Annotated in this window: 8 protein-coding genes; all 8 read right to left on the bottom strand. The window is 70.1% G+C overall.

Annotated features, from left to right (window positions below):
* The 8 genes from ABZW96_RS02935 to ABZW96_RS02900 are packed head-to-tail and all read right to left on the bottom strand — an operon-like array spanning position 1 to position 14,471.
* Complete coding sequence (locus ABZW96_RS02935) at positions 1-1,293, bottom strand: pyridoxal phosphate-dependent aminotransferase family protein (protein WP_355070707.1); 1,293 nt, start codon at positions 1,291-1,293, stop codon at positions 1-3.
* On the bottom strand, positions 1,290-4,037 hold the full coding sequence (locus ABZW96_RS02930; protein ID WP_355070705.1) for a PEP/pyruvate-binding domain-containing protein: 2,748 nt from the start codon (positions 4,035-4,037) through the stop codon (positions 1,290-1,292). Before ABZW96_RS02930 ends, ABZW96_RS02935 begins: the two co-directional genes overlap by 4 nt.
* Complete coding sequence (locus tag ABZW96_RS02925; RefSeq protein ID WP_355070703.1) at positions 4,034-5,443, bottom strand: cytochrome P450; 1,410 nt, start codon at positions 5,441-5,443, stop codon at positions 4,034-4,036. Before ABZW96_RS02925 ends, ABZW96_RS02930 begins: the two co-directional genes overlap by 4 nt.
* A complete protein-coding gene (locus tag ABZW96_RS02920) occupies positions 5,440-7,188 on the bottom strand; it encodes an AMP-binding protein (protein WP_355070702.1) in 1,749 nt (582 codons plus the stop codon). Before ABZW96_RS02920 ends, ABZW96_RS02925 begins: the two co-directional genes overlap by 4 nt.
* Positions 7,185-7,439 (bottom strand): acyl carrier protein, encoded by a 255-nt coding sequence (locus ABZW96_RS02915; protein WP_355070700.1) that lies wholly within the window; start codon positions 7,437-7,439, stop codon positions 7,185-7,187. The genes ABZW96_RS02920 and ABZW96_RS02915 overlap by 4 nt, the downstream gene beginning before the upstream one ends.
* Positions 7,436-8,293: a hypothetical protein gene (locus ABZW96_RS02910; RefSeq protein WP_355070698.1), complete on the bottom strand. Its 858-nt coding sequence runs from the start codon at positions 8,291-8,293 to the stop codon at positions 7,436-7,438. Before ABZW96_RS02910 ends, ABZW96_RS02915 begins: the two co-directional genes overlap by 4 nt.
* Positions 8,290-14,205 carry an aminotransferase class III-fold pyridoxal phosphate-dependent enzyme gene (locus ABZW96_RS02905; protein ID WP_355070696.1) on the bottom strand — a complete coding sequence of 1,972 codons (5,916 nt, stop codon included), beginning with the start codon at positions 14,203-14,205 and terminating at the stop codon, positions 8,290-8,292. Before ABZW96_RS02905 ends, ABZW96_RS02910 begins: the two co-directional genes overlap by 4 nt.
* Positions 14,202-14,471, bottom strand: coding sequence for an acyl carrier protein (locus ABZW96_RS02900; RefSeq protein WP_355070694.1), 270 nt, complete (start codon positions 14,469-14,471; stop codon positions 14,202-14,204). The genes ABZW96_RS02905 and ABZW96_RS02900 overlap by 4 nt, the downstream gene beginning before the upstream one ends.
* Between the last annotated feature and the right edge of the window lie 763 nt (positions 14,472-15,234).

The raw sequence follows: 15,234 nt of genomic DNA, 5'->3' as shown, positions 1-15,234 counted from the left end.
TCAAGCGATCCCTTCCTGTTCGGGATGGAAGCCGAAGCGGCGGGCGACGGTGTCGATGCGGTCCAGTGCGCGGTCGAGGTGGTCGCGGGTGAGGGTGGCCATCATGCTGATCCGCAGGCGCTGCTGGTCGCGGGGCACGGCCGGGAATTCGACGCCGTTGACGAACACACCCTCCCGATGCAGAGCGGTGACCACGTCGGCGACGGCGAGACGCTGTGGTACGAGCAGCGGGATGATCGCGGTCTGCGGGTCGACGGCGAAACCCATCGCGCGCAGCCCGCGCACGAAGTAGCCGACGTTGTCGTGCAGTCGCGCCACGCGTTCGGGATGCGCGGCCAGGAAGTCGATTCCGGCGAGCACCGCCGCGACCACCGAGGGGGCGAGCGCGGCGGAGAACATGTAGGAGCGGGCGAAGAAGCGCAGCGTGTCCACCAGGTCTCGCGACCCGGTGACGAAGCCGCCGGTGCCCGCGAAGACCTTCGAGAACGTGCCCATGGTCAGCTCCACCGATCCCGGACCGAGCCCGAAATGCTCGGCGGTGCCGTGCCCGCGCGCGCCGAGTACTCCGGTGCCGTGCGCGTCGTCCACCGCCAGCCACGCGCCGAAGGCGTCGCACAGCGCGCGGATCTCCGGCAGCGGTGCGATGTCGCCGTCCATCGAGTACACGCCCTCGACGGCCACCACCACGTTCGCCCCTGGATTGCGCCAGCGGATCTGCATCAGCCGGTGGCGCAGCTGGCGTACATCGTTGTGCGCGAAGGCCATCGAGCGCACCCGGCCGAGCTGGATGCCGTCGTACAGGCTGGCATGGTTCTGTTCGTCGTAGAGCAGCACGTCGCCTCTGCGCAGCAGACCGGTCACCCAGCCGACATTGGCCGCGTAGCCCGAGGAGAAGACCATGGCCGACTCGCAGCCCTTCAGTTCGGCCAGCCGTTCCTCGAGCCGCCGGTGCAAAGTGGTGGTGCCGTTGAGCAAGGGCGGGCCGCCGTGTCCCACACCGTATTCGCGAATGGCGGCGATGGAGGCCTCGACGATGCTCGGCTCGTTGCCCAGGCCGAGGTAGTTGTTGGACCCGAGCATGATCAGCTCGTCGGTCGCGCCGGTCGCCGGATCGCGCACCGGGACGACCGCGCCGGACGGCCCGGCCACTTCTCGCAACACGAACCCGCTGCCGCGAGCGTGCTGCGCGTAGGGCCGGAATTCCGCGAAGCGCTGGTCGAACGTGTGCGCGGCTGGGTCGAGATAGTGCTCCAGGCTGAAATTCTCGCCGTGGGCCAGATCCGGTGCGGTCATGGTCGTCGCTCCTGCCCGAGGGTCACGGTTCCCGCGCGGCCGTCCAGCACCAGGACGTCACCGTTTCCGATCAGGCGGGTGACTCCGGGCACGCCGACGACCGTGGGGATGCCGAGTTCGCGTCCGATGATGGCGGTGTGGGAGAGCAGGCTGCCTCGTTCGCTGACCAGGCCGCCCGCGGCGACCATGAGGAACACCCAGCCCGGGTCGGTGGTCGCGGCGACGAGGATCTGCCCATCGATCGCGACGTCCGGATCCGGGGTGTCCAGGACCAGCGCGGGAGCCTCGACGCGACCTGGGGCGCAACCGATTCCGTGCAGTACGCGCGCTCCCTCGGCAGCGTCCGGGCCCGGTTGCTCCAGTGCCGGATCGCTGATCCCCGACGCGGCGATCCCGGTCGTGACGATGCGGGAGGGCAGGCGCTGAGCCTGCCAGCGGTCGTAATCCGCCTTGCGGAGGGCGACGGTACGCGTGATGTCGGTGTCCACCGCCGTTCCGCGGGTGAGGGCCGCGATCTCCTCGTAGGTGAGCCAGAAGACGTCGCGCGGATCACCCACCAGGCCGTCGGCGTGCAGTCGCCTGCCGTACTCCCGGAACACCCCCTTGAGCAGACCGAAGGCGCGGCTGCGGCCCAGCCGCATGTTCTCGCGCTGCTTCACGTGTTCGCGGGCGAGCCGAAGCGCGAGCCGGAAAACCCACCGCCGCACGCCTTCACCTGCGAACAGCTCGGCCGCCGTCCGCTCGGCCGCACGCCGGATCGCCTGCTCACGCGCGATCATGTCATCGGCGTTCTGCCCGCCACGCAGGTAATTCCGCAGCATGGGCACCAGTCGTTCGGGGTGCTCGCCGAGCGGATCGGTCTCCAGCTTGAGTTCGTCCACCGTGCGGTCGCCGAACTCGGCGATGTGGCGCAGGCACGCTGCGCGGAAGGTCGCGAACCGGTCTTCCGACAGGGACGCCCATACTTGCTGCGCGGTGGAAGGACCGTCGAACAGCGCACGCAGCGCCGAGTCTGCGCGCACCCGCGCGGCCAGTGCCAGTGCCGACCGCACCGGATCGACGCTGTCGACACCGTCCTCGCCGCAGAACAATTCGTTGCGCAGGGTGAGCGCCGCTTCCTCGGCGAGGCCGGCTCGGCGCAACTGCAGTCCGACCACATGGAACATCTGCTGGGCGAGGAAATCGTTGAAGATCTGCACCGAGTAGGCGGGCACGAGTTCGTCGAAGAAGCGTTCGGTCCACGCCAGCAACGCGTGTGCGTCGCGGTCGCGCTCCGGCCGATCCTCGTCCAGCCTGCGTTCGAGGTCTGTGGTTGCCGCCGCCAGCGCCGTGAAGAACGCGCGCAGCCGCCGTGGCAGTCGCAGCCAGCCGAGCAGGATGATCGCGAACACACGCAGGCGCAGCGCGATCGCGCGCAGCCGGGCGATACCACGGGCAGGCGCAGGCGGTCGCTGGTATCGGTTCTCGATATTGAGCGCGGCCTCCCAGCCTTCGATGGCGAATTCCATGCCGGGGATCTCGAGGAACAAGCGGTACCAGTTGCTGATGTTGTAGTAGATCCGGCCGCGCGCGGTGCCGACCAGGTACGGATACAGATCGGCGGCGTTGCGCTCGACGATCCGCGCGGTGGCGCCGAAATCGCGGTGACACGTGCGGAAGACCCGCTCATAGGCGGTACGCAGCACCGAGAACGTCAGCGGGCTCGACAGTCCCGGATACGACTCCGCGACATTGACGTTGTCGAAGACCGTCTCACGTGCGCCGGTCGCCGTGACCGGTCTCGCCTGCAACAGGTGCAACCGCCCGTCCGGCGTGTAGGCGAACTCGACATCCTGCGGTGCGCCGAAGCGGTCCGCGAGTGCGCCCGCCACCTCGGCCAACTCCTGGATCTCCGTGTCCGACAGCGCAGCCGCGGTCAGCGGGTCGGCGAGTTCTTCGACCGTGGTCCCCGCGCCGTGCGGCGAGGGTGCGACCCGGCTGCGCTTGTCGGCGACCACCCGTGAGGTGATGGCGCCGGTGCCGCGGTCGACGAAGTAGGTATCGCAGTCCACCGTGCCCGCCACCACGCCTTCGCCCAGCCCGAGCGCGGCCGCGACCACGGCTTCGGAGGGATCACCGCTGCGCGGATTGCAGCTGAACACCACCCCTGAGACGGCGCTGTCGAGCAGTACTTGCACCACCACGGCGCAGGCGACCGGCGCATTGTCGAGACCGCGGCGCGCCCGGTAGAACAGCGTGCGCTCCGACCACGCGGAGGCGAGTACCGTCCCGATCGCGGCGGGCAGATCAGCGGCCCCGACGTTCAGCACGGTGTCGAGCTGTCCGGCGAAGGAGTCGGTCGCCGAATCCTCCCCGCGCACCGACGATCGCACGGCGAAGCGCACCTCGCCCGCGGCGGCCGGACCGGCGGCGGCCAGTTCGGCGACCACGGCGTCGAGTTCGGCGGCGATATCGCCGGGCAGGGGGCATCCCTCGACGAGAGCGCGGATCCGGGACGACACCGACCGCAAGGCGGCCGGGTCGTCCGGATCGAGTTCGGCGAGCAGTCCCGCGATGGCGTCGGCGGACGGAGCCAGCAGCCGCGCGCACGTATCGGTGCCCAGCACGGCGAACGGCGGCACGCGATATCCGGCGGCCTGCAGTCTGGCGAGGTTGGCGGCCTTGGCTCCGGCGTGCGCCGCGGCCGCCGGGTCCGCCGCGAGGGTTTCGGCGCGCAGTATCGCGCCGGTGGTGGCACTGGTCATCGCGCGGCCTCCTGTCTGGTCCGGGTCGCCGGGACGGCGCGCTCGCGCCGGGTCAACCGCACCAGGACCGGGTCGGGGGTGTTGGAGATCTCGGGGTGCTCGCGCACCCGCATCCCGTTCACCAATTCGATGTCGTAGCGCGACAGCACCATCGTCAGACCCACCCGGATCTCGATCAGCGCCATCTGCTGGCCGACGCACAGATGCGCGCCCCAGCCGAAGGGGAAGTACCGGAACGGCGGGCGCGCCCGGTTCCGCTCCTTGGTGAACCGGTCGGGATCGAAGGTCAGCGGCGCGTCCCAGAACCGAGGCAGGCGATGGTTGACGAACGGGCTGATCACGACGATCGCACCGGGTCGCAGGTCGAACCGGTCGAAATGGTCCGGCTCGAGCGCGGTACGGCTGAACGCCCAAGCCGGCGGATGCAGGCGCATCGCCTCATCGATCACGCGGCCGGTGTACTCCAGCCGGGGCAGCGCGGCCCGCACGGCGTCCGGGTCGTCCGGCGCGTCCGGCAGCGCGTCGATCTCGGCGCGCACCCGGTCGAGCACGGCGGGGTTGCGGCCCAGTTCGTAGATCGTCCAGGCCAGCGCCGCTCCGGTGGTTTCGTGACCGGCGAGCAAGAAGGTCAGCACCTCGTGCCGCAGCTGCGCGTCGTCCATCGCGTGTCCCGCGTCGTCGCGGGCGGTGAGCAGCCGGGCGAGCAGTGACCCGGCGTCGTCGTCGGTTCGCCGGTGCCTGCCGATCACCTCGTCGACCACGTGGTGCAACCGGCGTCGCACTTCCCACAGCCGCCGGTTACCCGGAGTCGGGAGCCGCGGCGGCAGCTGGATCGGCGCGGCCATATGCCGCATGACCCACGAAACGCCCTGGCGCACGTCGTCTTCGATCTGCGGAAGCACGCCGTCGAGGTCCGCGCCGAGTACCGCGCGGCACACCACGTCGGCGGCGAATCCCATCAGCTCGGGCACCAGGTCGAAGGCCGCGCCGTCGGCGGCGCGGGCGTCCAAGCGGGTGCGCATCCGCTGTCCGCACTCGACCATCAGCGGGATCTCGGACTCCACATGACGGCGCGTGAAAGCCGGTTTGATCAGGGCGCGCTGACGTTTCCACAGCTCGCCGCCGCTGGTCAGCAAGCCGGGACCGAGCAAATGGTTCAGGCTTCGGTAGCTGATCCCCTTCTCGTAGCGCCCCGCACGGGTGACCAACACCTGCTCGATGTGCTCGGGTTCGACCAGCAGGTGCACGTGCTGGTGCGCCAGGCGCAGCCGGACACTGCCGTAGTGGAGCGCGGACTCGTAGAACAGACCGAGCGGGTCGGTCCGGTACCGGGCGTAGACGCCCAAGGGATGCCTGGTGGACGGGCCGTCGAGGCGACGCTCGCCGGTCCCGGTCGTCGGTGTCACCGCGCCACGTCTCCCCCGCGCACGGCGCCGACCAGTTCGTCCGCGTCGCCGTCCAGCAGGCGCCGCGCCGCGGCACGCTGGACTTTGCCGCTGGTGGTCTTCGGGATGCTGCGCGGCGCGACGATCCGCACACCGGCCGCCAGCACGCCGGTGCGTTTGCTCACCGCGGCGCGTACCGCACGGGCCAGCGCGTCGTGCTCCGTCCGCGCCACGGCGGATTCGACGATCAGGTGCAACTCTTCCGATCCGGCGTCGGCATCGGTTCGTCCCAGCGCGACCGCGCCGCCCGGCCGCACTCCCGGCACCTGCTCGGCGGCGATCTCGAAGTCGGTGGGCAGGTAGTTCGCGCCGCGAATGATGATCAGGTCTTTGCGTCGCCCGGTGATCCGCAACCGCCCGTCGCGCAGGTAGCCGATGTCCCCGGTGTCCCACCAGCCCTGCGTCCGGGTGGCGGCGGTGACTTCGGGCAGCCGGAAATAGCCCGGCGTGGTGGACGGCCCACGGAATTGCACCCGGCCGAGCAGATTCGCGCCGCACGGCGTTCCGTTCTCGTCCACCACGCGGACTTCGGTGCCCGCCACGGGCGCTCCGCAGTCGACGATGTCGAGCGCGTCGCCGTCACCGGCCGGGACATCCACCGCGACGCCGTCTTCGGCCAGTCCGCGCCGGGAGACCGAGTCGAACGCGATCGGCGCCCGCGGATCGGACACCGTCACCGCCAGCGACGCCTCGGCCAAGCCGTAGCACGGTACGAGCGCGTCGGAAGGCAGCCCCCAGCCGCCGAACCGGTCGACGAACCGCCGCACCGTGGGCGGATGGATCGGTTCGGCGCCGCAGAACAGGAACCGCCATGCGGACAGATCCACTCCGTCGAGTTCACCGTCGGCGATGCGCGCGGCGGCGTAGCCGTAGGCGAAATTCGGTGCGGCGGTGTGAGTTCCGTGATGCCTGTGCACCGCACGCAGCCAATCGGCCGGGTGGCGCAGAAACCGGTTGGGCGGGATCAGCACCGCGTCGATGCCACAGAACAGCGGTGTGAGAAACCCGCCGATCAGGCCCATGTCGTGGTGCAGCGGCAGCCAGCCCACCCAGGTGTCGCCGGGTCCGATCGCGGCGGCGCGGGCGATCTGCTCGCAGTTGGCGGCCAGATTCGCGTGGGTGACCTGAACCCCCTTGGGCGTGCCGGTCGAGCCGGAGGTGGCTTGGATGAACGCGAGATCCTCCGGTGCGGGCAAGTGGGGCGCGAGCGCGGGAGCGCCCGGTGTGCCTGCCAGCGCATGCAGTGCCGAGGCGTCGATCGTCGCCACCGACGCGGGCACGGGCAACGTGGTGAGCACCGCCGGAGTGCTCACCACGGCCGCCGGTTCCAGATAGGCAAGCAGCCGGGTGAACCGGTCCAGGAAGATTTCGGCGGCCCCGAAGCCACCCGGCGTGGCGATGGCGGTGGGCACCGCGCCGAGCGACAGTGCGCCGAAGAAGGCGGTGACGAACTCCGCCGAGGTGGGCAGGCACAGCAACACGCGGTCGCCCCGGCGCACGCCGTCGGCGGCCAGGCCCGCCGCGGCGCGGCCCGCAGCGCTCACCAGATCATCGTGGCGCCAGCGGATTTCGTCGTCGTGCCGGGCAGCGGCGCGCTCGGCCAGGATCACCGTCGACGCCGCCGCCGTACCTCGGTCGCCGCCGGACAGCAGCGCGTGCACGATGCTCGGGTGTTGCGGGCGCAGTGTCCCTGATGACGCGGTCATGGCTGGTCCTCGACATAGCGCACGATCGTCGCGACCGTGGTCAGCCGGACGGCGACGTCTTCCGGAATGCTCACGGAGAACTCCTGTTCGAGCTGAATGGTCAGTTCGATGGCGGTCGGCGAATCGAGTCCGTAGTCGATCAGCGGTGCCGCCGGATCCAGATCGGTAGCGGGCACCCACAGCACCTCGCCGACGATCGCGCGGACCCGCGCCTCCAGGTCCGCCGAGCCGATGTCGTCACGTGCACTCATCCGAGCAACTTCCCTTCCGTCACGCAGGCGCGCACCGATTCCTCGAGGTCGACGTCGTCGGCGGTGTCGATGCGGTGAAACGCCACTTCCGGGAACGCGGTCGCGAGGGTCTCGCGCACCCGCTCGTATCCCGAGCGCAGGGTGGTCAGCCGCTCGGCGGTCTCATGGGCCTCGACGGGCCCGTGTGCCGACCGCCGCGCACAGCGGGCCGCGGCCTGCCCGGGCGGTGCGTCGAGCCACAGCACCGCGTCCGGCAGCGTGGTGCGAAACCGTTCGCCGAAGCCGGATACCGCGCCGGCGATGTCGCGACCGACCAATTCCGCGATCTCCGACAGCAGCAGCCACGGGTCCGGCGAGCTGCCCAGCCGTTCGGCCTGGGCGTGCTGCCATGCGAGGATGTCGGCGAACGTGCCCGGTCGATGCCGTTCGAGCACCGCCGCGATCTCGTCCTGTCGCGCGCGGCAGCGCCCGTCCGTGCCCGCCAGCGCCACGTACAGTGGACCGTAGACGAGCAGTTCGATCAGCGGATGCCGTTCGCACACCAGCACATCCGGTTCCCAGGTACGCAGGAAGTGCTGTTCCACCGGCCCGAACAGGGTCATCTGCAGGTACATCGCGGTGGCCTTCATCGCGACGTCGCCGATCTCGTCACAGCCGACGCTGAAGGCCCGCAGCTGCCGGGACAGATCGGCGAGCGGAACGTCGCGGGTGTCGTGGAAATCGGGGCAGGTCATCGACGCGAACCCACCGGCGTCGGTCCGCACCGCCAGCGCGCGGAGCGCGGCCAGCACCGAGGACTTGCCCGCGCCGTCGATGCCGACCAGGGCCACCCGGCGGGTGTACGAGCCGCTCATCGGTCGTCCTCGCGCAATTGGGTCAGCACCGCGCTGGTGATCTCGGCCTGCGCCGCCGTGCCGTCGAGCCGGATCCAGCCCAACTCGTCCGACAGCGCGTCGAGCGCCTCGTGGCTGCGCTGCTGGAAGGCCAGGAACGACTCCTCGTCGCCGTAGCCGCTCTCGTAGTCGCTGCGCAACCGTTTGCGGCTCAGCGCGTCCTGCGGCCGCACCGCGAGGTAGAAGGTGCGATCGGGTTCCGGGAACCCCGCCGCCAGGCTGCGCAGGACGGCCGGGTCACCGCCGTGGGCGACTTCGGTGGCGTAGTACTTGTACCAATACGCGTTCGCGAGCACGATGTCCGCGCCACGCTCGGCGGCCAGGTCCAGTGCCAGCTGCATGGCGTGGAACAGGAAGTGCGCGCGGCTGAGCGGGGTGAGCATCTGGAGGTAGCCGTAGATCTCCGCGGGACTCCCCCAAGGGAGTTTCGAGGAGACCTTAGGGTCGAGGAAGGCGTCCCAGATCGTCACCGCCGCGACACTGTGGCCCTGCGCCTCGAATTCCGCGGCGATCCTCGCCACCTGGGTGGTCTTGCCCGAGCCGTCGCCGCCCGCGAGACAGATCAGGCGTTTACGTGCGGTCAGTGTCGTGTCCTTTCCGGAGCCGCGCGTCACGCGAGGTGATGCGACAGGATCTGCCACCTGCGTGGCGGTTTCGGGGAGAGCGGGGGGCGGCGGCGAGTCTTCCTCCGGTCGCGCGCGAGCGGCGACGTCCGCTCGCCGGTGATCCGCGGACGGTGCGCCGCCCACGGGGGCCGTGACGGAGTCCGCGTCCAGGATCCGCACCACTCCCGCGCTGCCGTCGATTCGGATCCGCTGACCCGATCGCACGACACTCGTCGCGCCCGCCACGTTCAGTACGGCGGGGATGCCGTACTCGCGTCCGATCACGGCGGCGTGCGACAGCATGCCCCCCACCTCGGTCACCACACCCGCCACCAAGCCCAGCGCGGGAGTCCAACCCGGGTCGGTGAATCTCGTGACGAGGATGTCGCCGTCGCGCAATTGGTCGAGGTCGGTGAGCGCGGTGATCACCCGCGCCGTGCCCTCGGCGACACCGGGACTGCATCCGAGGCCCGAGAGGTCGCCGTCGGCGACGGCGCGCACCGCGGCCACGGTCACCCCGCCACCGAGTTCGTGCGGCGGTGTGAGATCGCGATAGGCCGCGTACATCGCACGGCGGTAGGCGATCACGGGCGCGAGGTCCGCCGCGACCGCGCGGCCCGCGACCAAGTCGGTGAGCTCGTGGATGGTCAGCTGGAACGCGTCGTCGGCGTGCTCGAGCGCGCCGGCGGCGGTCAAGCGCGTGCCCGCCTCCACCACGTAGGCGCGCACGACGGCGTAGCACTGCGACGAGAATTCCCGCATCCGTTCCCTGGCCACGAGGTAGCGGCGCATCCGCTCGATCTGCTTGTCCAGCGCCTTGGCGTAGCGCACCCGTGTCGTCGGACGAGCCCGAACCCGGGCTCGGACCGCCGCCGATTCGGACTCGTAGCGCTTGCGCTGCTCCACCAGCGTGGCCGCCGGGTCGGCAGGCGCGGTGCCGTGTTCGAGCATCACCGCGATCATTGATCGCACCCGCTGCGGGTCCTCCGACCAGCGCGGGCAGGTGAGGTCGAGTTCGGCGTCGGCGTGGAAGCCCTGCTCGGCGAGGAAGGCCGCGAGCGCCACCTCCCACTCCGGGCTGTCCATGCCGAATTCTTGTGCGACACGGTGTAATTCGACGATTCCGCGTTGCATCGCCATGTGGCTGATCTCGGCGAGACCACCCATCAGGTCGATGGCGGAGCTGGTCGCGCCGGTGGCCGCGTCGACCTTGTCCAGCAGTTGTTTGAAGTCGGTCTGCACGCTCGAGTTGTGATAGATCGTCGTGAAGTAGGTGCGCTCGGTCGTCGCGTGCAGGGTGAGCAGGCAGTCGGCGAGGTCGGCGGCGAAGGTCGCCTGGTCGGTCCGGGGCAGCGCGCGCACCCGCTCGCGCCACGCCGCGTACTTGGCGGGCCAGCCCGCGGCGAACGCGTCGACGGCGGCGAGCTGTTCGCGATAGCTGCGCTGCACCGCCAGCGCGACGGGCAGCGCGCGGGCGATGGTCAGCGGCGTGTTCGGCGTGCGGATCGGCCCCTCGGGGCCGTACTCGTTGAGGACGCCCAGGTCGTCGTCGAAGTGCTGTTCGTCGAAGCCGGGTATGCGCTGGAAGCACTGCTTCACCGCGCTCACGTTCCAGTAGGCCCGGCCGTAGTACATCGCCATCCAGTCCGGCTCTTCGCCCGCCGCGGCCAGGCCCAGCCCCTCGAAGAACCGCTGCATCGAGTACTGGAAGGCGTTGTCGTACAGCGAGAACATCATGGGTGTGCACACCCGGGCCGAGACGCCGCCGTCGCGCAGGTCCGCATCGGAGAACTGGTCGATGTCGGTGCGCCAGCTGATCGCGGTGACCGCTCGCGACTGCAGCAGCCACAGTGCGCCGTCGCCATCGATCGCCCATTCGATGTCCTGCGGCCGATGCCTGCGGGCCTGCACCGCCAGCAATAGCGCCGCCAGTGCTTCGGTGTCGGCGCCGTCGAGCCGGACGTCCTCCTCGCCCGCCTCGCGCGCGACCACGCCGCCGTCGGACAGCCGCAGTGTGTAGCGAGTGGGGGTGACCTGCCCGGAGACCAATCGCTCGCCCACGCCGTGACAGGCCTCCAGCACCGCGTGCTCCTCGATGCCGGTGAGCACATCGATGCTGAAACCGACTCCGGCGCAACGTGCCTCGACCATGCGCTGCACCAGGACGGCCACCGTCGCCTCGGCGCCGGCCATGCCGCGGCGGGACAGATACGCCCGCACCCGCTCGTTGCGTACCGAGGCGCGGCACCGTTCGATGTGCGTCCGCAGCGCGTCCGCGTCCGCGACGTCCAGATAGGACTCGTACTGGCCCGCGAAGCTGGCGTCGTCGAGATCCTCGAGGACGCCACTGGAGCGCACGGCCACCGGGAACCCGCCGATGGCCCGCACCCAGCCGGACAGATCGTCGTCGCCGACGCCGTCGAGGTCCAGATCAGCGGGCACGACGAAACCGGCTGGGACGGCGAATCCGTCGGTCAGCAACTCGTGCAGAGTGGCGGCCTTGCCGCCCGCCCGAGCGGGGGCGAAGTCGGCCGCGCCCAGGAACATCGGGGCGGACGCGGTAGTCGGAGTGATCACGGTGGTGGCTCCTGTCGGCAGCAGAACCGGGCGCAGGTCGTGGCGCGCGGCCAGACTTCGTGCCGCGCGGACACCGGCCACGGTGAGCGCGCCGTAGGACGGGCTCGCGGTGCGCGGCTCGAAGCCGAGCAGCAGCGTCTCGGCCATGCACGCGTAGACGATTCCGGCGGGCAACCCGGTTTCGGGTAGGGACGGGGTCTGGCCGAGCGGCAGCGCCATGCGGCCGCCGTCGACCAGGGTGAGATGCGGATGCTCGGCGACCGCCGGGTCCACGTCGCCAGGTACGGCCAGATCGCAGACGAGCACCGGGTGGTGCGCGGCGAGATGTCGCGCGGTGATCAGCGGCTGCGCCGAGTTGGTGGCGGTCACGACCACCCGGCAGTCACGCAGTGCGGCCAGGTCCTCGCTCACGACCACCTCGCCGGGCAGTCCGGCGGCCACCCGGCGCAAGCGCGTCCCCGCGCCCGGCCTGCCCACCAGGACCAGCGAATCGGCCAGCGGAGCGAGCAGTTCGGCCATGACCGAGCCGATGTTGCCGAGTGCGCCGAGGATGCCGACCCGCCGCTGCCCCGACGGCAGCGCGGCCAGTTCGGCGCTGAGCACCTCGTAGGCGCAGGCCGCGGTGAGCGAATTGCCGGAGGTGACCGTAACGGTGTCCTCCGTCACCTCGCGTGCGGCATCGGTGACGATCGAGGTGTAGCCGCCGAGCCCGATCACCGTGGCTCCGGCCGCGATCGCCTGCTCTACCGCGTGCCACACCAGTTCGCGCACGTAGGTCCGCTCGCCGGCACGCTGATGCGCCACGATCTGTTCGGCGGTCAGCGGCAGCGCGAACACCATCATCTCGGCCTCGGCGCCGGTGGGCGAGGAGATCGTCAGCCTGGTCAGTTCGAAGGGATCGGCGACGGGGCGCAGACGTTCGAGCAAGGCGGCGAATTCCGAGTCGCTCCAGCATTCCAGCTCGGGGGCGAGCCTGCGCAGGTCGGCCGTCTCGGGCAGGTTCGCCAGGAACGCCACCTTGGTCGGCGCGTGCGGGTCGCGCGCCGGCGGCATATCGGCGCGCCGTGGCAACGGAGCCCGCTCCGTCACCGTGGGCTTCGTGGTGACGGGAGCGGCCAAGTGCGCCAGCAGCACGTCGTATCGCCCACGGTGCAGCAGTGCCGCGACGTCGTCCAGCGCCGCCGCCAGCCGCGCCATGTCGCCTTGGGTGACGAACGCCGAGGGCTGGACGCGCAGGGTGGTCGGTGCCGAGAGGGTGGGCAGCACGCGGATCGCGTGCCGGTGCAGGAGGTATCCGGCGACCACGTAGCCGAACATGTCGGGCGCGCAGACCTCGCGCAGCAGCGCCGATTCCGGCGCCGGCGCCCGCAGCTGCACGCCCTGCAGGAGCCCGCGCCCACGCACCGCCACGATCTCTCGCGGCCAGCGGCGGGCCACTTCGTCCAGCTGCGACCGCAATCGCGCTCCCGCATCGCTGATCCGGAGTTGGTTGTCGCGCAACAGGTCCAGTGCCGCGTCGGCGACCGTCGCCGACAGCTCGTCGTCGGCGAAGGTGGAGGTGTGGTAGCGACCGAAGTCGGACACGGCATGCGCGCGGTCCACCAGCAGCGCGGCGATCTTCACCAGTCCGCCGCCGAGCGATTTCGACATCAGGTAGTAGTCCGCGCGCACACCCGAGGGAGCCGACGCCAGGAACGTGCCGGTCCGGCCCATGCCGCACTGGATCTCGTCGAAGACCAGCGCCGCGGCGTGCCGATCCGCGAGTTCCCGCAAGGCGCGCAGGGTCTCGGCGGGAACCTCCCGCACACCGCCTTCGCCTTGGACGGGCTCGGCGAACACCGCCGCGACGGGCGACAACCGCCGCCACGTCCGCACGGGCGCTCCGTCGGCGCCGAAGCCGATGACACCCACGGTGCACAGCTCGTCGGCGAACGCGTCCGCCACCTCGTCCGGCGCCCAGGTGTCGAGCCGCCACCGCGGCGGGCCGGGCACCACCAGGTCGGCCGGGGTATCGGCCTGTTCGGTCAGCGCGAAGGCGCCGGCGCTCTTTCCGTGGAACGCGCCCGCGAGCGAGACGAACACCGGTCCGCGCTCACGCAGCCGCGCGATCCGGCCCAGCGATTCGGTGAGCACGACCGCGGCGGTCCGCGGCTCGGTGTCCCCGGCGGGCGCGGATGGGCGCACATCGTGCAGGCGGTCGCGGCGCAGCCGGCGCAGCGTCCGCCGTAGCTCGGCGTCCAGTTCGCTCAGGGCGCGCGCGTGCGCGACCGCGGCGTGCCGGATCGCCGCCTCGACCGCGTCGGCTCCGGTGGAACCCAATGTCACCACGTACTCCCGGCCGGTAGACGCACCGACCGACTCGGACAGCCGCCGCGCCAACCGCGCGGCGCCGGGCCGGACACTGCCCTGCGCCACGAATGGCACCTGCTGGTTCAATGTCGCGGTCGCGGCACGTACCAGCGCCGGATGGTTGTGACCGAACAGTGCCGCGCCGAAACCGCCGACGAGATCCAGCACCCGGGTCCCGTCCGCGCGGACAAGATGGTCGCCCTCCGCGGCGGTGTACATCACGTCCAGGTGGCAGGCTCGCAGCAATCCGGCCAGGCCGGGTCGGTTGTAGTCGGCGAAATCGCCGAACGAGTCGGATCCGGTGCGCGGCAATTGTTCCTGCCACCCCGCGCCCGTGGTCACGCGCGCGCCTCGGCCCGGGTGTGCCGCGTACGAGTCGTCTTCGCCGCAACGCACGCGATCACATCGCGCGCGGTATGCAGCATGGCCGCCTCCTCGTCGGAGATCGCGATGCCGAACTCCCGCTCCAGCTCGATCACCAACTCCACCGACCGAACCGAGTCCAAGCCATAATCCAGCAACGGCGTGTCCGGTGCTATTTCGACCACGTGCAGACCACGCGAGAACATCGTGAGAACTCGTTCGGTCAGGGCATCGAATTCATTCATTCAGCGCCTCCTTCATCGCGCGCCAGACCTTTCCACCGGCGCGGAACATCTGTGCCGATCGACGGCCCTCGGGCCGTTCGAAACCGGATATACACAGTTCATCGCGGGTTTTCGCACCCGCAGATTCCGCGCCCACTTGCCCTCCGATATCCGCGAACGGGACTGCCGATTCTCGCCGCTCGTCTTACCCGTGCGGCGTGCCACGACACCGTCCCGCGTTCTCACAATCTGTACACCCGCACTATGCGGGCTGCAATCCGGAACCCGTTGCAGAAAAGCATGTTTCGCCGGAAGGCAATTTTTCAGACAACTTCCCCGACTATGTTTCCGGAAACAAAGCCACGCACCACGGGAACCAGGCCGGGAAACACACTGTCCCAGACGATTTGACAGCAGGCGAGCGCGGTGGATTTACGTCACCTGTCACCGCTCGACACAATAAAGTGCCCGCTTTTGGAAACTGTGCAGTTCATGTGGCATTCATCCACTGGACAAACGGGAATAAATACCAACCTATCGGTTTTTAACACGCGAACTCCCCTTACCGCATCGCGGCCGGAACACGCAGTCACGTAACGACGTTTTTACGCTGCCCGCCAACGTGTTTCACCCATCTGGAGACCAGCTAACTCCTGGACCGCCACCGGCGTGTGACGCCTCTCATTACCAGCCGGTAGTATGCGTAAATGCTGTGACCGACCACAAACGGCTCACGCGCCCTCTGGGGCGGTTCATACCGAGGGCAGTCCCGGTGGGCTGCCGT

The organism is Nocardia sp. NPDC004168, assembly GCF_040610355.1.
GTDB classification, from domain to species: Bacteria; Actinomycetota; Actinomycetes; order Mycobacteriales; family Mycobacteriaceae; genus Nocardia; species Nocardia sichangensis.
The sequence above is the reverse complement of the archived record's forward strand: the minus strand, read 5'-3'. Positions and strand labels throughout refer to the sequence as shown.